Here is a 15,961-nt window from a genome sequence, read left to right as displayed (position 1 = left end):
AGAAATGCGCTTATTCATAGCATTGGATATTCCAGCTGAGGCTGCCGCTTATATTGCCGATGTTCAAAAACGGTTGAAGCAAGATGTGACTGCGGACAGGTGGCAGTCTCTCGCTAATTTGCATTTGACTCTGCATTTTCTTGGAGAGGTGGATGAGTCACTGGTACCCGCTATCTGTGAGGATATGGATATCGTCAGCGCGATCATCCAGCCATTTACCCTGCGTGTTGGCAGCTTCGGGGTTTTTCCGAATGCCCTGCATCCCCGTGTGCTCTGGCTAGGGTTGCGCGGCCAACTTTCTCCTCTCAGTCAGTTGCATTTATTGTTGGGCAGACGGTTCGAATTGCACGAAGGCTTGTCCTACGATCGGAAACGGTATCGGCCGCATATTACGCTGGCGCGCGGTCCGCATCGCAGTGGGGATGAGCTTGCCCTCTTGGATTGGAATGAACGTTATTTAGCGCAGGAGCCGCCACAATGGAAGGCACGGCATTTCCATTTGTATCGTTCCGAGCTGTTGCCGGAGGGCGCGGTACATACGATGATCCACACGAGCACGTTTGATAAAGATCACAGCAAAAAACAAGCGTTGCCTGAATAGACTAAGAAGAAAGGATCAGGGAAGCCTTCCAGAAAGCGGTGGAAAACGGATGGGTGAGTTCACGACCGGCATTCTTTATCCACGCAAATACGAACCGAAAGTACTGATTGCCTTATCCAAGACTGAGCAGCCACACTTCCACAGAAACGTCAACAGCGACTGGAATGCATTTTTCCTGCAGGATGAGTGGCTGGAAACCTCCACGACGCTTGATTTTTTGCTGAGACTGTCCAAGCAATTCGTACCCCTCCTCTGGTTTCATGACGCTGAGGACAACGGCTGGGGCTTTCGCTTGTTCGATGCAGGTTTCGAGGTTGCGTCAGCGACAATCAGCTACTCGCTCGATGTAGAAATGGCGGAAGCCGAGTTTGGCAGGCTTTATCCAGAGATTGACCTGCAGGAAGGAATCGTAGACAGCGAGGACGTTCGGCAAAAGTATGAAGACATACTGGAGAGGGTAGTGCGTTCGGAGTTGTATCGGCGCGAGGTAGGTAAAGGGATCACACGTATCAAGCCGCAGTCGTTTAGTCGCATCGTGGGTCCGAAGCAGATTCAGCAGTTACGTTCCCTTTTTGATCTGCAGTTGTTGACGAACGTTGATGACGACACAGGTGCTTCACTGTTGTACGATTCGGTTGATCTGTTCAAAGAAATTTTGGGAATCGAAGAGATGGTATGGGTGAATTATGCTTATTTAGCAAGTGGAGGCAGAGAGTAGCCCAGTGCATCATCGTCGCACTGGGCTTTCCACTGATACTTATTTCTTTTTCCACTGTCCAAAAATTTCATCCACATCAAGCAGCATGATCAGCTTGTCGTTCAAACGGGCAATGCCGTGCAAATATTTGCCCTCTACACCAGCGATAATCGGTGGTGCAGGCTCGATCAAGCTCTGCGGAATATTCATGACCTCAGAGACCGCATCCACGATAATCCCGATGTTCAACCCATCCATCTGCAAATCGACAAAGCGAGTATCATCCGTTACTTCCACAGGTTCCAAATCAAACATTTTCCGCAAGTTAATTATCGGTAAGATCCGCCCACGCAGATCAATAACTCCTTCGACATAAGGTGGAGATTTTGGAAAACGTGTAATGGGCAGTGGCTTGATAATTTCACGTACGAGTGAAATCGACAGTCCGTAATATTCATTCCCCATTTTAAACAAAATCTGTTGGTCAACAGCTGCTTCTGCCTCCCAATCCGAACCGTTGCTTCTTTTCGTCATTTCCATGTGCACTATTCCTCCCCGAACCGCTTTCCATGTCTTTACCCATATTGTACCATGGACAAACCTACTCAGGACGTTTTTTTGTGACAGGCAAAGACTTATGAACGAGTTTCAGGGGAAGATTTGCAAGGAAGCGAGAACAACAATGGTCATGCTGACTCCAAAGCTGAGAAAGGCATTTTTGCTCAATGCCATCACGAGGAGGCAGGCAATGCCAGCGATCAAGAGGATCGGTTGAAATACAAGCTCTTGATGTTGGAGGAACAGGGCAGGGAAAATCAGTGCGGCGAAAATGCCAACAGGAATAAAGGTCAGCCCGTTTTTTAATCGGGGCGACATCCAGTGACCGGGCAAGCGCAGAAAGGCACGACGCGAAATATACGTAGCGATGGCCATTATGACAAATAACCAGAATAAGTTCATGCTGTTTCGGCTCCCCGCGTAGATTTTGGTTCGACACTTGTTTCTTCAACTTGGTCGCTTGGGAGTGCATAGCCGATTGCAAATGCAACGAGACCTGCCACTAGTAGATGAAGACCATTCGGTAAAATCATGGCTACCCCGACAGCTAATCCACCACACAAAACAAACGTGAGGATGCGGGGAAGGGAAGTGAGCTGAAAATAAGACAGTGCGATAAACATAGCAATATAGCTAAAGCCCAGCCCTAGCGCTTCTGGATCGGGAATCCATTGTCCCACTACTGCTCCAAGCCATGTGCCCATTACCCAGCAGAAATGCAGGGCAAGACTTACACCTACGATGTACGAAACGTTAGGGGGATGATGGCGAAAACGATTGAGTGTGAGAGCGTACTGCTCATCGGTCATATAAAAGGCCAGTGCATTTACTTGCCTAGAAGAAAAACGTTGATAGTACGGTGAAACGGAAAGAGCCATCAAGAAATGGCGCGTATTTAAGAGACAGGTGGTGATGATGATCGCCCACATGCCCGTATTTTTCGTGATCATCGCAATCGCGCTGTACTGAGCGGCTCCGGTGTACACAAAAAACGACATGGCGACGCTATCCCATGTAGTAAGTCCTGCCGCCAAGGCCATCATGCCGAAAATAACCCCAGATAAAATGTAGCTAGCCATAAGGGGCAGGGCATCCCAGACGCCCTGTTTCAGTGATTGTACGGAATGTTGGGACAACTTCAAGATGAATCCTCCTTTTGATTCAGCAGAACCTGACTGATGACGGCTCTCTTCTTCCTTTTTTCATTTGTCTCACTATACGAATAATGAACGAAAAATAAAAGAGCCAATTTCCTTCTGATAAAAAGCCAGCATCAAAAAGAACAGACCGACTAGCGTCAGGCTCGTCGGTCTGTTTTCTTGATTATGGTTCACGTAGGTCGTTCAAAGAGATTCCTTGCTCAAGCGCGAAATCGAAATCATCCACATCGTAAAATTGAACAGGCACGATATATTCCAATATCCGATCCTGATAATCAGGCTGGTCTGTGAGAAGTGGGGCCTCAAATTTCATGGCCGTCAACAATAGCTGTGTCTCTACGGGATCAAATATCTCCCCCCACATGGCGTTGTCCTCCACTTTTACGACCGTCAGGGTTACGCCGTTCGGAAAAGAAAAGGGAACCTTGGACCATGGGGCTATCAGTCCTTTTTCCATTCGCTTGCGATTGAATGGATCGGCAAAAAATTGGCTCATTTCTTTCATAATCCGCCGGACATACTGATCATCAGCAGAGTAGGGCATGATAGGTTCAGGACTCTGGATAAATTCGTCCAATTCATAGATTGTCGACGCGGGTATCAGATATTCTACTGGTTGCGATGGGACCATCAACTCCCCGTAGATAGCCAACATGATCGCTTCTATAACGAATTGTTTCGACATTTCGACAACCCTCCTCGTTACCATCATACAAAAAATAGGGGGCACCGTACAAGGGTGGCGAGTAGGGCTCAAAAAGTTCTGGGAGGGTGCATCCGTTGTTTGAATCTGCCTTTTTTTCGTCGCTGCTACTCATCATTACCATCAACATCGTATTAAGTGGAGATAATGCCGTGGTTATTGCCATCGCTTGTCGGAAGCTTCCTATCGAACAACGAAAACGAGCCATATTGTGGGGAACGTTTCTTGCTATCATCGTACGCGTGATCGCTACGATTCTTGCTGTTTATTTGCTGAAAATCCCGTATCTGTACATGATCGGCGGAGTTATCCTGCTATGGATCAGCTACAATCTGTTGCGCGAGGACGATCGAGAGGAAGCAATCAGCTCCAGTGAAGACTTGGTTCAAGCGGTCAAGACGATCGTCGTGGCAGATGTGATGATGGGACTGGACAACGTACTCGCCATTGCAGGAGCAGCGAAAGGAGATATCGTCCTCATCGTGCTGGGCCTTTTGATCAGCGTGCCTCTCATGATTTTTGGCAGTCAGCTCATTCTAAAAGCAATGGAGCGCTTTGTATGGCTTGTTTATGTTGGGTCAGGTGTCCTGGCTGTGACAGCGGTGAATATGATTTTGATGGAAGATACGATGCATGAGTGGATCGCCGGGAGGATTTGGCTCGAATATGCGATCAAAATAGGATTGGTCGCTCTCGTGTTAGTTGCGGGATATTTGCAACGTACGAAAACAACGCGTACCCAGGCATGAAAAAACTGAGATGAATAATGAATCTCAGCTTTGTCGCGGGCCTATAAGGTTTTGACGATCGTCACGCTCATCCATTCTTTATCGTAGAGATCGATTTCATAGGTGCTGGCTACTTCAGAGCCATCTTCATTAGTAAGAATACGGATTGTAGGTCGATTCACAGCCAATGGATTCACTTTGGAAACGACCCCGGTATGTCCTGTACTCAGCAATACAGTAGAAGCAATTGGATAAATGGCGACGTGCTGCAGGAACAGTTTGAGCAAGTCGAGGTCGAAATAGGTGTTTCCTGTAGCGAACAAGTACTCGGTAGCATCACTCGGTGAGTAGCTTTTCCGAAATGGGCGCGGGGAAACTAAGGCATCGTAAACATCAGCGATTGCCACGATTCGTGCATACTCGTGAATGTTTTTCTCGCAGAGCTGACGGGGATATCCTGTTCCGTTGTATCTCTCATGGTGCTGTAGCGCACAGTGTGCGGAGACCACTGAGATATTATGTTGATTCCGCAAAATATTGAAGCCTTCTTCGGTATGGTATTGGACACGTTGTCGTTCTTCTGCGCTTAACTCGGTACACATGGTCCAGAGCTCCTTAGGAACCTGTGTCATGCCGATGTCGAACAAAAGCGCACCAATGCCCAACTCCATCATCTGCTGCTGGTTGTAGCCTTTGGCCATCCCTACCACACCAGACAGAACGGCGACATTGACAGCGTGGTGAAAAAGGTAACCATCCAACACGTGAAGACTGGACAGGTTGACCAAGATATCTTTGCGACTGCTCAAATCTTGAAAGATTTCCCGAAACACCTTTTGAAAACTGCTCCCGAAATCAGGTACGGACGTACGGCGTTTGATCTGCGGCTGATCCATGAGGGTGGTCATCGTTTTGTACACGGCATCCACGGCTTCTTTACGCGTCTCATCGCGGATTACATCTTCCGGCATGATATCTTCTGTATGCTTGTCTTGAATGTAAAGGGTATCAATTCCCAATTGAACAAGCCGCTCGATGTAACGGGGAGTGAGTTGTACCCCGATCCCCAACAGAACGTTTCCGTTTTCCTGAAACACGCTTTTGGCGATGACATCGCCCGGCTTTACCGAAGTAATATGCAATTTTCTCACAACGAAAGCCCCAGTCCTTTTTTGATGGAATGTAAATAGTCCTGATTTTCAGTCAGTTCAAGTAGTACCATTTTATCACAATAGAACATGGGGAAACTACCGCTGTTGAAGTTCTTCTCTTAATTGTCATTTTCTTCCGTATCAAAAAACACAATTATTGCTCGGCTGCGCGATCTGAACGTGTAAACCAGCGGAAAGGGTTGAGTGACCAGCGAGGCTCGTAGCGGGCATAGCGCTCCTTGCGACGAGTCAAGCGCTGCTGCATGAGATCCAGTTCAAAAGTAACACGACGCATTTCTAAGCGGAGGGACTCCTGCATCTCTTCAATATCTGCAATCTTTTGCAGAATGGTCGATTGCATATGATTCATAGAGGAGAGCTGTGTGAGCTCCTGCTGAAATTGGACGAGTGTCTCGTGGACCGTCAATTCCACTTCTCGCATGCCTGTTCCCAGCTTGTTTGTGGCGCTGATCGTAACGGCGGTTTCTTCCGTGCCTGAGAGTTCTTCTTCCAGGAGCATTTCCTCGGACAGGCGTCCTTCTTCTATCAGTTGGCGCTGAATATCTTTTAACGAGCTGTTGCCGCTGTCTTTTCTTTCCTTTACTTCCTTGAGAAGTTCAAAGCCTGCTTCGCTGATCAAATAGTGACCCTGCGGATTTTTCAGACGTTCCTGTGCAGGTACGAACAAGTCCAGCCAGTTACGCAGTGTACGAACATGCACATCAAGGCGATCAGCTACCTCTTTTGAAGCCATCCAAACTTGTACATCCATCCCGAATCACTCCTTTTTTTCCTCTCGGTATTCCCGGTGGACTCATTATAGCACCAAAATTTTCCGGGTAAGAGAGAATCGACAAAGGTTCTAAAAACTAGTGATCTTTCGTCCGATTCGGACAGATCGTCGTATTTTGTCAAATTTGGTTGTCTGCTCATAATGACCGGGACAGGCGCGTACATATGGAAGGAGTAAGCATGTTTTTGCTCGTTGGGTGAGGAGAGGACCGGATGATGCAATCTGTTTTCTGGATTGTCCTTTTGACTGCTGCCTTGGCGAGCAGTATCGGGGGACTGCTGTTGTGTCTGCGTGCTTGGTCATCCGAGGCATTGTTTGCGATGATCAGTGCAGGGGCTGGGCTACTGCTGGCGATTACGCTGCTAGATTTGATGCCACATGTTTTTTCTGACAAGAGCTTGTGGTTGATGCCATTTGTGCTGGTTGGCTTTGTGACACTTTTTGCTCTGGAACTAATCAGCAAGTCTAGCGGAGAGTTTGGCTCCACGGGAATCATTGGGGTCATGACAGGTTTTTTATTGCATGCATTTGTCGAAGGGGTCTCATTAGTCGCTAGCTTGCGGATGGATTCAGAAGTAGGGGTATCGGTGTTGGTGGCGATGCTGCTGCACAAAATTCCGGATGGGGTGACCATTGCCTCTCTTTTGCTGGCAGCGACCAATTCGAGAAAGAAGGCATTTTTGGGGGCGACATCGCTTGGAATCGCGACGATTGCAGGAGCTCTCAGCTTTGGCTTTGCCGAGCAAATGTTTCCACCGAATTGGTCTGGCATTATGTTGGCCATGACGACCGGTATATTTTTGTATGTATCCGCTAGCCATCTCGTCCCTTATATCGGACAAACCAAAAAGGCACAGTACGGAGTTTATTTTGTTGGTGCCATGGCCGTATATCTGATTTTGTCTGCCTTTTTACACGCGAACCACTTGCATGCATAAAAGGTCCCATTCCTAGCCAGTCTAGTCTGGAGGAAGGGAGTGTGGACTGACAGTATGAACCATCAAGAGCAAATGCAAACAGACGATCTCTTACAGTCACTGACTGAATTCCCGGTCATGGGGACATCGTTGAATCCATTGCAGGAATCGTGGGCTTCCTCTGAAGCTTTAACTGCGCAAATCGATCAGGCCGGAAGTACCGATTAAATGTTTTTGTACTGCCCCTCTCGTTTATCCCCTCGTATCCATGGACAAGATCGGTTATAATGCAGGGGAATAAGTTGGGAAAGGGGCAGATACATAATGAATACATTGTTGCAAGGAAAGAACATCGTCATCATGGGCGTAGCAAACCACCGCAGCATTGCCTGGGGAATTGCGCAATCCTTACATAATGCTGGAGCGAATCTGATTTTTACTTACCAAGGGGAGCGTCTGCGTGAAAACGTGGCGGCACTCACGGAAAAATTGGGAGTAGAGTCGCTGTTGGTAAATTGCGATGTCACGAAGGATGAGGATGTCGAAGCGGCTTTTGCTGTGATCAAAGAAAAAGTAGGCGTTATTCACGGTCTAGCGCACTGCATCGCGTTTGCGAAAACCGAAGAGCTCGAAGGTGAATATGTCAACACATCCCGTGAAGGATACGCACTGGCACAAGACATTAGCGCATTCTCCCTGGTAGCAGTTGCTCGTGCTGCTCGTCCTTTGATGACCGAGGGCGGAAGCATCGTGACTTTGACTTACCTTGGCGGTGAGCGCGTGATTCAAAACTACAACGTAATGGGTGTAGCTAAGGCTGCGCTTGATGCATCTGTTCGTTACTTGGCAAACGACTTGGGCAAAGAGAACATTCGTATCAATGCGATCTCCGCTGGTCCAATCCGTACGCTTGCTGCAAAAGGAATCCGCAATTTCAACTCCGTACTGAAGGAAATTGAGGAAAAAGCGCCATTGCGCCGCACGATTGATCAATCGGAAGTAGGCGACACCGCTCTCTTCTTGTTCAGCAATCTCTCCCGAGGAATCACGGGTGAAATTCTGCACGTCGATGCTGGCTACAGCATTATGGGCGGCTAATCAGAAGCAAATTTCCCGAAAAAGAATAACAGGCCCCGCTTTCTCGCATACTATACCCAAAATGCGTGAAAGGGGGCCTGTTTTTTATGTTTCCATTGATTACCAACATGGAAGAGTTCTTGATTTATATGGGCGGCGGCTTTCAGTACTTACCTGCCCATCTCGGCGATGAAGCGGGAGGTGCGGGTCTTTCGTCCGAATCGCTCCCGGGGGATACCGATACACAAGCTGTGACGGGCCCGGGTAATCGCGACGTATAAGAGACGGCGTTCTTCTTCAAGCGCACCGGAGCCGCCTTTTCGCAGCTCATCCAATGTGTACTCATGAGGAAGGGCACCTTCTACCAGATCGGGCAAGAAGACGTGGTCGTATTCGAGACCTTTTGCCCGATGGATACTTAAAACATGAACAGCTTCGTCCGGGAGTGGTCGCATCGTGCGCCACTCTTTTTCTTGTCGCGCCATTTGATCGATATAAGCCAAAAAATCGCTGATTGTCGCATGACGCTTGGAAGCTGCCAGTATTTGCTGTAGCTCATCGCTCCAACGTTCCCGGCCATCTTCCCGGTCTTTCGCGCGTTTTTTTAGATAGTCGCGTAGTTTGCCATCCTCAAAGATGAGCTCCAACGCCTGAGCAGGTGGAACATCCTTGCACGCGGTGAGAATCTCATTGATTTGCTGCATGTGCTTGCGCTGATACGGCTTTAGCTGTGTCAAATGCGGAAGAACGTGCAGAATCGGCTTGTCCTCAATGATTGCTTGGCTGCGCAAGGCATTCCACATTTCAGCTGAGATGTAGAGGGTCGACAATATTTCTTTAAGCGCATCGGTGTCATCCGGGTTTAACGCGAGCCGCAAATAATTCAGAGCCCAGCGAACCGTCTGGCGTTGGTAAAAGGAATCTTCCTCTTGCGTGTAATGAAAAGGAATCCCTGCTTCGCTCAGGCGCTCCAAAATGGGGCGTGCAGATTCATTGGTGCGGTACAAGATCGCGCATTCACCCAAAATGGCCCCTTGCTCCCGACGATGGATAATTTCATCGACGATCCGGGAAGCTTGTTCTTCTTCGTCTTCCGGCTCGAATAAATACGTGTCGCCTTCCTCGCGATGAAAGGACTGACATTCCTTTGCCCAACGCTCCCGGTTGTGACCGATCAGCGAGTAGCCAAGACTGACGATCGAGGAATGGGAACGGTAGTTGACCTCGAGTGTAAATGTCGACGCCTGGGGAAAGTCTTTGGTGAAGCCCAAGATGTATTGCGGATCACTGCCGCGAAAGCCGTAAATGGACTGGTCGTCATCCCCGATGACACACAAATTATTTTGCGGAGCGGCTAATAGTTTGACCGTCTCATACTGAATGCGATTGATATCCTGGAACTCATCGACCATCACATAGGTGATGCGTTCCTGATAACGGCGCAGGAGTCCTGGATCATCGCGCAGCATTTCGTAGCAGCCAATGAGCATGTCGTCAAAGTCAAACCATTGATTTTTTTTCTTCGTGGCCTCGTACAGAGGATAAAGCTGGATCGCCCGTTTTTCTGCATCGTTCGTTGCTTCCCGATACGCGACCTCATGGGGGAGGATGTATTCGTTTTTCCAACGGCTGATAATGCCGAGTGCTTCGGTGATCTCTGTTTCTTTTAACGTGGCAAGGTCGTCATGACCGAGCAGTGCGCCAGTCTCGCGCATCAACCGCCATTTTTGCCAATCCTTTTTCAAGAGCCGCTGCTGATCCCAGCGTTCCGGCTGGTGATGCAAGAGCATTCGGTAAAAGATGCTATGAAACGTACCGGCAATCAGCTCCCGTGCTTGTCCAGCGGGTAGTTGCCGAGCAATGCGTTGACGGATTTCATCGGCGGCTTTGGTCGTAAAGGTCACGACCATGATTTGGTTCGGCTTTACGCCCAACTCTGAGATCAAGTGAGTCGTGCGTGCAGTCATGACGCGCGTCTTGCCACTTCCGGCTCCGGCGAGGATGAGAAACGGCCCCTCGGTAGCGTGTACCGCTTGCTGTTGTCCCGGGTGCAGCGGTTGATCGCGCATTTGCTCAGCCATGTGAGAGATGGTCTTCTTTGGCATCAAGCGTTTGCGGAAAACCGGTGGCTTCGGAGCTGGCGGGGGAGGCGTCGTGCTCGTGCCAATCGTTCTCTTTTTCGGAAGGCGAAAGGAGCCGATAGTCTTTGTATTTTCTTCGTCTATGGATGCCTCGCTGCCCTCCATGGTTGAGAAAGCGAGTGGTTCTTTCGCGTTATCGTCGCTGTGATCCTTTTTGGCCGTGGCAGCCAAGACAGCCTGAAAGGCAGTGGCAGCCGTCTCATTTATCGCTTGTAGCGAATCGAGAGGAGCAGGACCGTTTTCCGTCAGAAGCGGGCACTCTGCTCCTTCAGGATGGAAGAAATGCGGCTCAAAGCTGATGCCAGCATGAAGACGAAGCGCCGATGCACAGGCTGGACAGCGTACCTTGTCCTGTCGGGCAGCCATGCGCCAAAACGGTATGCGGTTGTAGTTCTCAGGTAGCAACAGGATGGGTTTGTTGTCTAGTAAAGCGTAGTTCATCAGGACACCTCGGAAACAAGAAGTGCCCCCTGTCGGCAGGGGACACTTGCCATTATGGTTGTTCTTTTCGATTAGGAGTGCAGCGACACGATATCCTCAGGAAGAGCGGACGAATCTTCTGCTCCCAAATACGTGATGCTCACCCGTGTAATGCGATGGTTTTCCAGTTCACTAATTGCAAAAAGATAGCCTTGGAATGTGACGGTTTTGCCTTTCGCGACTTCTTCATTTAACTGGCTGTAGAGCCATCCGGCAATGGTGTCGACTTCGTCGGAAACGACTTCAATCGATATGTAATCATTCAGTTCTGTCAAGAGAGTTTTGCCGGAAACCGAGAGCGTATTGCAGGAGCTTTCTTCAATTTCAGGGCGCTCATTTTCATCGAACTCATCCTGAATATCACCAACGATTTCCTCCAAAATGTCCTCCATCGTTAACAACCCTGCTGTACCGCCATATTCGTCAATTACGATGGCGAGCTGGGAGCGGCGCTTTTGCATTAAGCGCAAGACGTGGCTAATTTCCATGGACTCCGGCACCGTCAATAATGGGCGGAGAAAATCAGTTAACTCTGCTTTCCCTGTCGTCAATGCAGAGAGGTAAAAATCTGAGGTGTGCACAAAGCCAATCAGCCTGTCCTTATCCTCATGGGCGACGGGAAAGCGTGAATGGCGAGACTCTCTCATGATTTCGAGGTTTTCGTCAAACGTGTTGTCGTCGTAGAGGCAAATCATCTCAATCCGTGGGATCATAATTTCCCGGGCAAGACGTTCAGAAAACACAAAGACATTGTCGACGAGAGCCATCTCGGTCTGGTCAATGTGACCACTTCTATGACTCTGGTTCATGAGAAGGCGGATTTCTTCTTCTGTATGAGCAGATTCGTTTTCAGTGGCAGGCTCGATTCCAAGGCGTCTAATCAGTAAATTGGCTGCTCCGTTTAAAAACCAGATGAGCGGATAGCTCAGCTTGTAAAAAAACATGAGGGGTGCCGCAGTCCATAGGGAAGTGGCCTCCGCTTTTTGGATCGCCAAAGACTTGGGCGCAAGCTCTCCGAAGACGATATGCAAAAATGTGATAATAGCAAAGGCGATCGCCAGTGAGGTCGGACCGACCAAATAAGATGGGAAATGAAAAAATGCCATGACGGGCGCGACGTAATGGGCGACGGCAGGTTCACCGACCCAGCCTAACCCCAAGGAAGCCAGCGTTATTCCGAGCTGGCAGGCTGACAGATAGGCGTCGAGCTCTCGTGTGACTTTTTGCGCGTAGCGAGCACTTTTGTTGTTGCCTTCACTGACGAGCTGGGTCAGACGAGTTTGGCGAACTTTTACCAACGAGAATTCTGCTGCGACGAAGAAGCCGTTCAGAAGAACCAAAAATACCACGAGCAGCAGATTCAGCGTAATCTCCCCTATCGGACTCTCCAAGCACACCTCCGCCTCCCGCAGTGCGAAAGGTGGAGAATTCACCTCCGATACGATAATGGTATTTTACATGTACGACCAAAAACGGATAAATATTCGATCTAAACCTGTAATGGATATGCTTTCATGAGCCATGCTACAGGTTTTCTTGTTACTCGTAAGTATACCAATAGGTCAACCGAACAGTCAAAACGTTCCGATTTGAACGAGCGCATTCTTAGGCAATGCTTGGACATACCTGCTTCTTTCCGATCATAAACATAAACGAGCACGGTCCAAGGAGGGGAGCAACGTGTACTGGCTGCAAAAAGGTGTAGCGATTCTTACAGGAAGCGTGCTTCTAGGCATTGGCGTGAATCTGTTTTTGGTTCCGCATCGCCTGATGGACGGGGGCATGATCGGGATCGGTTTGTTGGCGACGTATTACATGCAGATGCCGTCGGGGTTCATAATGATTTTGGTTAGTATGCCTGTGTATGTCTTCGTCTTTTTTTATGATCGTAGATTGTTTTTTCACAGCTTTCACGGGTTGCTGATCTCTGGTTTCTTTATTGATATTCTCTCGGATATGCGTGCTTGGAATATGTGGTCAACGTCCATTTCTTCCGTGACAGGCGGCGTGATAATCGGAATGGGTATCGGCTTGATGCTTGCCTACGAGACGAATACGGGCGGGACAGACCTGCTCGCGCAATTTCTTGCCAGACGATACAACCTGCGCGTTGCTTTGTTGATTTTTGTGATCGATGGCCTGATCGTACTGTGCTCGATTCAGACCATCGGGATGGAAAGAATGATTTTCTCTTTGCTAACTATCATCGCAGGTGCGGCGACTACACACATGTTCAGTGGGCTCGGACGACCTGTGCCACCGTATACGATCATTGGCCCGCTTCTTTCGCGTAAGATGGATGGTCGCTCGTTGCGGCTTTATGTACACACGAACACGAGATATAGGAACGGGGAAGGGGAAGGCGATATTTTGGAGAAAATAAATAGGAAAAGGATGAAATGAGGGACTGTTTTGTCTGGACAAGCATTTCAAATGATAACGGAGCGTGTCGGCTATTTTCCCGGTCATGTTAACATAGGCCTCGTCATTGGTGAGCATGGAGCAATCCTGATTGATTCTGGACTTGATACCCAAAACGCCAAAAAAATCAAGAAAGGACTGGACGCTATCGCCCAGCCCTTGTGTGCAATCATTCAGACACACTCTCATGCCGACCATTTCGGTGGCAACGCCTACTTGCTCGGATGCTGGCCGGAAGCAAGGGTCTATGCACCACCGCTGGAAGAGGCGATCATTCGGAATCCCATACTTGAGCCCATTTACTTGAACATGGGTGCAGCTCCACTTGAGGATCTCAAAAATAAGTTTTTGCTGGCGCAGCCTTCTCGGGTGGACCACCTCCTTCCACTGGATGAAGGGTTCGAGATAGATGGCATACCTTTCTTTATCCTTTCTCTGCCGGGGCATAGCTGGCAACAGGTTGGCGTCGTCTGTGAAGAGATTTGCTTCGCTGCCGACAGTTATTTAGGCGAAGAGGTTTTGGAAAAGCACAAGCTGCCGTTTCTTGTGGATGCGCATGAGACCCTACTTAGTCTTCATAAACTGCTTGCAACCAACTACAAGGGATACTTGCCTGGGCACGGAGCATATACCACCACCTCTCATGATGCCGTGAACAAAAATATTGCTTGGCATGAGCGGATTTTCTCGGTGATCTGTGACATTTTAGTAGAGGAGAGAACACCAGAAGAAGCATTAACTCTCCTGTGTGAGCGTTTACACATTTCCATAGAAAATGCTTCGAGCTACGTCCTCTTTCGGACGGCGTTTATGGGTTACTTGGTCGGGCTGCAAAAAACTAAGAGGGTGGCATACCGATTTGAACATAATCGGTGGTTATGGAGAACCATTCAGGATGGAGCGGAGGGAGCAGAAAGGTAATCGGCGATTTCTGCTAGCTTATGCTCTGCAGCCTCGCGGACGGCCTTGGGAATGAAAAAAACTTCTTCGGATGCGGTGTTCATATAGAACTTTGCTTCCAAATACGGATGACCCAGTTTGACATTCAGTTCCCCTTTTCCGGTTGTGGTGCTGGTGTAGTTCGTAGGGATGCGCAAAAAATACGTGCTGCTGCTGGCGGAATCGTACATGACGACATCGTACGTAGGCATACTGTCCCCGCCTGATCGATGAAAGCCTTGTTGCCGCAGCATTTTGTCGACATAAGAGAGTGGCTGAACAACACCGGTAAGGGTCTTGTTTTTTAACCGCATGGACATCCTCCTCGGTTCAACCATTGATAAATCAAGCTTACTCTCATACTATGTACGGCAATACCAATTCAGACTTGTGGAAAAAGAAAAGAAGGAGTGGACGAAGATGCAACTCATGGCAGATTTACATACACATACAAAAGCTTCAGACGGTACCTGCGAGCCTGCGGAAAACGTACGCTTGGCGAAGGAGGCTGGACTTGCTGCACTGGCGATCACGGATCACGACACGGTAGCAGGGATTCCAGAAGCAATGGAGGCTGCCCGCGCACTCGAAGTGGAAATCATTCCGGGAGTCGAAGTGAGCTCCGTAGGGAAGGGGCAGGATATTCACGTTCTTGGCTATTTTGTCCCGTATGAAGACTCAGCTTTTGAAGAGCGTCTCTTCCGTTTGCGAGAGACAAGACATGAGCGTAATCAATTGCTGATAGGACGGCTTCAGGAGCTCGGTATCGACATTTCATTGGAAAAGGTATATCGCCGCAAGCAGGGCACGGACAAAAACATCGGGCGACCGCATATTGCAGAAGAACTGATGGAGCTGGGCGTCGTTTCAACGATCGCAGAGGCCTTCGATAAATACTTGGGCAAAGGGGGAGCGGCTTATGTCAATCCTCCACGCATTACCCCGCAGGAAGCAATCACGCTAATTAAGGAGGCTGGCGGAGTGGCGGTGCTGGCTCATCCGGGCCTGTATGATGATGATGAGCTGGTCCAGGAGTTAATCGTATTCGGATTGGACGGGATTGAAGTCAATCACCCGGACAATGATGAGGTACAAAAAATGCGCTACAGCAAGTGGGCAGCACAATACGGACTGGTTGTAACGGGCGGTTCTGATTTCCATGGCTGGCGTGGAGAGGAGCCGTTTCATGCGATGCTCGGCTCCCATACCGCAACGATGGATGCTGTTGAACAGATACGTGCGATTGCGGCGAAGCGGAAGGCGTAAATTTAAAAAGCCGCAGACTATGACTTGAAAAGTAAAGTCTTAGTCTACGGCTTCTTATTTTGCGCTAACGTTCTCCGTTAGTTGAATATCAATGCTAATTTTCAAGTAGTTTGTGTTGCCTCATATAATCTTCATATGCTTCATTTACTTTCTTTTCACAAAAATTTTTCCAGGATTCTTTCAGTTCAGATACCATCATGTCGTTATAAGGATCAGGGTCCATATCGCCGCCAAATCCATTTATGTGGGCAGCCCTGCGGTTTGTTGAAGTATCGAACCGGTTAGCAGAATGACTGTAGAACCTCGTGTCATTAATTGTCCACAAGCTT

At 48.8% G+C, this 15,961-nt stretch carries 18 protein-coding genes; 9 read left to right on the top strand and 9 right to left on the bottom strand.

Annotation, left to right across the window (positions count from 1 at the left end; translation table 11 throughout):
- The first annotated feature begins 4 nt into the window (after positions 1-4).
- Together thpR and ACKKE8_RS21735 are read left to right on the top strand one after the other, a co-directional pair.
- Positions 5-601, top strand: coding sequence for an RNA 2',3'-cyclic phosphodiesterase (thpR, locus tag ACKKE8_RS21740; protein ID WP_409174865.1), 597 nt, complete (start codon positions 5-7; stop codon positions 599-601).
- A gap of 49 nt (positions 602-650) precedes the next feature.
- Entirely contained in the window at positions 651-1,319 is a 669-nt protein-coding gene (locus ACKKE8_RS21735) for a hypothetical protein (protein ID WP_409174864.1), read from the top strand.
- A gap of 39 nt (positions 1,320-1,358) precedes the next feature.
- Here the strand turns inward: ACKKE8_RS21735 and ACKKE8_RS21730 are convergent, their stop codons facing one another.
- From ACKKE8_RS21730 to ACKKE8_RS21715, 4 genes are all read right to left on the bottom strand, one after another.
- The gene (locus ACKKE8_RS21730; protein WP_409174863.1) at positions 1,359-1,838 is read right to left on the bottom strand and encodes a chemotaxis protein CheW; all 480 of its coding nucleotides are present in this window, start codon (positions 1,836-1,838) and stop codon (positions 1,359-1,361) included.
- Between the two features lie 108 nt (positions 1,839-1,946).
- Positions 1,947-2,258 (bottom strand): AzlD domain-containing protein, encoded by a 312-nt coding sequence (locus ACKKE8_RS21725; protein ID WP_409174862.1) that lies wholly within the window; start codon positions 2,256-2,258, stop codon positions 1,947-1,949.
- The gene (locus ACKKE8_RS21720; protein ID WP_409174861.1) at positions 2,255-2,998 is read right to left on the bottom strand and encodes an AzlC family ABC transporter permease; all 744 of its coding nucleotides are present in this window, start codon (positions 2,996-2,998) and stop codon (positions 2,255-2,257) included. Before ACKKE8_RS21720 ends, ACKKE8_RS21725 begins: the two co-directional genes overlap by 4 nt.
- Positions 2,999-3,179: 181 nt before the next feature.
- Entirely contained in the window at positions 3,180-3,701 is a 522-nt protein-coding gene (locus ACKKE8_RS21715; RefSeq protein WP_015892281.1) for a hypothetical protein, read from the bottom strand.
- An 86-nt stretch (positions 3,702-3,787) separates the two neighbouring features.
- On the opposite strand from ACKKE8_RS21715, the gene ACKKE8_RS21710 reads away from it, so the two are divergent.
- Positions 3,788-4,468 (top strand): TerC family protein, encoded by a 681-nt coding sequence (locus tag ACKKE8_RS21710; protein WP_409174860.1) that lies wholly within the window; start codon positions 3,788-3,790, stop codon positions 4,466-4,468.
- A gap of 41 nt (positions 4,469-4,509) precedes the next feature.
- On the opposite strand, the gene ACKKE8_RS21705 is transcribed toward ACKKE8_RS21710, so the two are convergent.
- Both ACKKE8_RS21705 and ACKKE8_RS21700 read right to left on the bottom strand, forming a co-directional pair.
- Positions 4,510-5,598 carry an HD-GYP domain-containing protein gene (locus ACKKE8_RS21705; RefSeq protein WP_409174859.1) on the bottom strand — a complete coding sequence of 363 codons (1,089 nt, stop codon included), beginning with the start codon at positions 5,596-5,598 and terminating at the stop codon, positions 4,510-4,512.
- 154 nt (positions 5,599-5,752) lie between these two features.
- On the bottom strand, positions 5,753-6,370 hold the full coding sequence (locus ACKKE8_RS21700) for a MerR family transcriptional regulator (RefSeq protein WP_409174858.1): 618 nt from the start codon (positions 6,368-6,370) through the stop codon (positions 5,753-5,755).
- Positions 6,371-6,603: 233 nt separating this feature from the next.
- Between ACKKE8_RS21700 and ACKKE8_RS21695 the strand changes: the two genes are divergently transcribed.
- The 3 genes from ACKKE8_RS21695 (at position 6,604) to fabI (ending at position 8,406) form a co-directional block, all read left to right on the top strand.
- The gene (locus ACKKE8_RS21695; protein WP_409174857.1) at positions 6,604-7,329 is read left to right on the top strand and encodes a ZIP family metal transporter; all 726 of its coding nucleotides are present in this window, start codon (positions 6,604-6,606) and stop codon (positions 7,327-7,329) included.
- 39 nt (positions 7,330-7,368) lie between these two features.
- Positions 7,369-7,536 carry a hypothetical protein gene (locus ACKKE8_RS21690; protein WP_409174856.1) on the top strand — a complete coding sequence of 56 codons (168 nt, stop codon included), beginning with the start codon at positions 7,369-7,371 and terminating at the stop codon, positions 7,534-7,536.
- A 96-nt stretch (positions 7,537-7,632) separates the two neighbouring features.
- Entirely contained in the window at positions 7,633-8,406 is a 774-nt protein-coding gene (gene fabI, locus ACKKE8_RS21685) for an enoyl-ACP reductase FabI (protein WP_016742464.1), read from the top strand.
- Between the two features lie 149 nt (positions 8,407-8,555).
- On the opposite strand, the gene ACKKE8_RS21680 is transcribed toward fabI, so the two are convergent.
- Both ACKKE8_RS21680 and ACKKE8_RS21675 read right to left on the bottom strand, forming a co-directional pair.
- Entirely contained in the window at positions 8,556-10,967 is a 2,412-nt protein-coding gene (locus ACKKE8_RS21680; protein ID WP_409174855.1) for a UvrD-helicase domain-containing protein, read from the bottom strand.
- 71 nt (positions 10,968-11,038) lie between these two features.
- Positions 11,039-12,403 (bottom strand): hemolysin family protein, encoded by a 1,365-nt coding sequence (locus ACKKE8_RS21675; protein ID WP_409174854.1) that lies wholly within the window; start codon positions 12,401-12,403, stop codon positions 11,039-11,041.
- A gap of 283 nt (positions 12,404-12,686) precedes the next feature.
- Between ACKKE8_RS21675 and ACKKE8_RS21670 the strand changes: the two genes are divergently transcribed.
- A complete protein-coding gene (locus ACKKE8_RS21670; RefSeq protein ID WP_409174853.1) occupies positions 12,687-13,409 on the top strand; it encodes a YitT family protein in 723 nt (240 codons plus the stop codon).
- A gap of 9 nt (positions 13,410-13,418) precedes the next feature.
- On the top strand, positions 13,419-14,348 hold the full coding sequence (locus ACKKE8_RS21665; RefSeq protein ID WP_409174852.1) for an MBL fold metallo-hydrolase: 930 nt from the start codon (positions 13,419-13,421) through the stop codon (positions 14,346-14,348).
- On the opposite strand, the gene ACKKE8_RS21660 is transcribed toward ACKKE8_RS21665, so the two are convergent.
- Positions 14,318-14,680, bottom strand: a complete 363-nt coding sequence (locus ACKKE8_RS21660) for a hypothetical protein (RefSeq protein WP_144613786.1) — start codon at positions 14,678-14,680, stop codon at positions 14,318-14,320. The genes ACKKE8_RS21665 and ACKKE8_RS21660 overlap by 31 nt on opposite strands.
- A 106-nt stretch (positions 14,681-14,786) precedes the next feature.
- Here ACKKE8_RS21660 and ACKKE8_RS21655 point away from each other — a divergent pair, with 106 nt between their 5' ends.
- Complete coding sequence (locus tag ACKKE8_RS21655) at positions 14,787-15,632, top strand: PHP domain-containing protein (protein ID WP_409174851.1); 846 nt, start codon at positions 14,787-14,789, stop codon at positions 15,630-15,632.
- Positions 15,633-15,961 lie beyond the last annotated feature (329 nt).

The organism is Brevibacillus fortis, from assembly GCF_046196545.1.
GTDB classification, from domain to species: domain Bacteria; phylum Bacillota; class Bacilli; order Brevibacillales; family Brevibacillaceae; genus Brevibacillus; species Brevibacillus fortis_A.
Note: the sequence above shows the minus strand (reverse complement) of the source record. Positions and strands in the feature narration are given on the sequence as shown.

What these genes read in the sequence shown, in the direction of transcription:
- ACKKE8_RS21660 (WP_144613786.1), bottom strand. Translation starts at nt 14,680, where the DNA reads ATGCGGTTAAAAAACAAGACCCTTACCGGTGTTGTTCAGCCACTCTCT.
- fabI (WP_016742464.1), top strand. Translation starts at nt 7,633, where the DNA reads ATGAATACATTGTTGCAAGGAAAGAACATCGTCATCATGGGCGTAGCA.
- ACKKE8_RS21735 (WP_409174864.1), top strand. Translation starts at nt 651, where the DNA reads ATGGGTGAGTTCACGACCGGCATTCTTTATCCACGCAAATACGAACCG.
- ACKKE8_RS21655 (WP_409174851.1), top strand. Translation starts at nt 14,787, where the DNA reads ATGCAACTCATGGCAGATTTACATACACATACAAAAGCTTCAGACGGT.
- ACKKE8_RS21700 (WP_409174858.1), bottom strand. Translation starts at nt 6,370, where the DNA reads ATGGATGTACAAGTTTGGATGGCTTCAAAAGAGGTAGCTGATCGCCTT.
- ACKKE8_RS21730 (WP_409174863.1), bottom strand. Translation starts at nt 1,838, where the DNA reads ATGGAAATGACGAAAAGAAGCAACGGTTCGGATTGGGAGGCAGAAGCA.
- ACKKE8_RS21725 (WP_409174862.1), bottom strand. Translation starts at nt 2,258, where the DNA reads ATGAACTTATTCTGGTTATTTGTCATAATGGCCATCGCTACGTATATT.
- ACKKE8_RS21695 (WP_409174857.1), top strand. Translation starts at nt 6,604, where the DNA reads ATGATGCAATCTGTTTTCTGGATTGTCCTTTTGACTGCTGCCTTGGCG.
- thpR (WP_409174865.1), top strand. Translation starts at nt 5, where the DNA reads ATGCGCTTATTCATAGCATTGGATATTCCAGCTGAGGCTGCCGCTTAT.
- ACKKE8_RS21715 (WP_015892281.1), bottom strand. Translation starts at nt 3,701, where the DNA reads ATGTCGAAACAATTCGTTATAGAAGCGATCATGTTGGCTATCTACGGG.
- ACKKE8_RS21680 (WP_409174855.1), bottom strand. Translation starts at nt 10,967, where the DNA reads ATGAACTACGCTTTACTAGACAACAAACCCATCCTGTTGCTACCTGAG.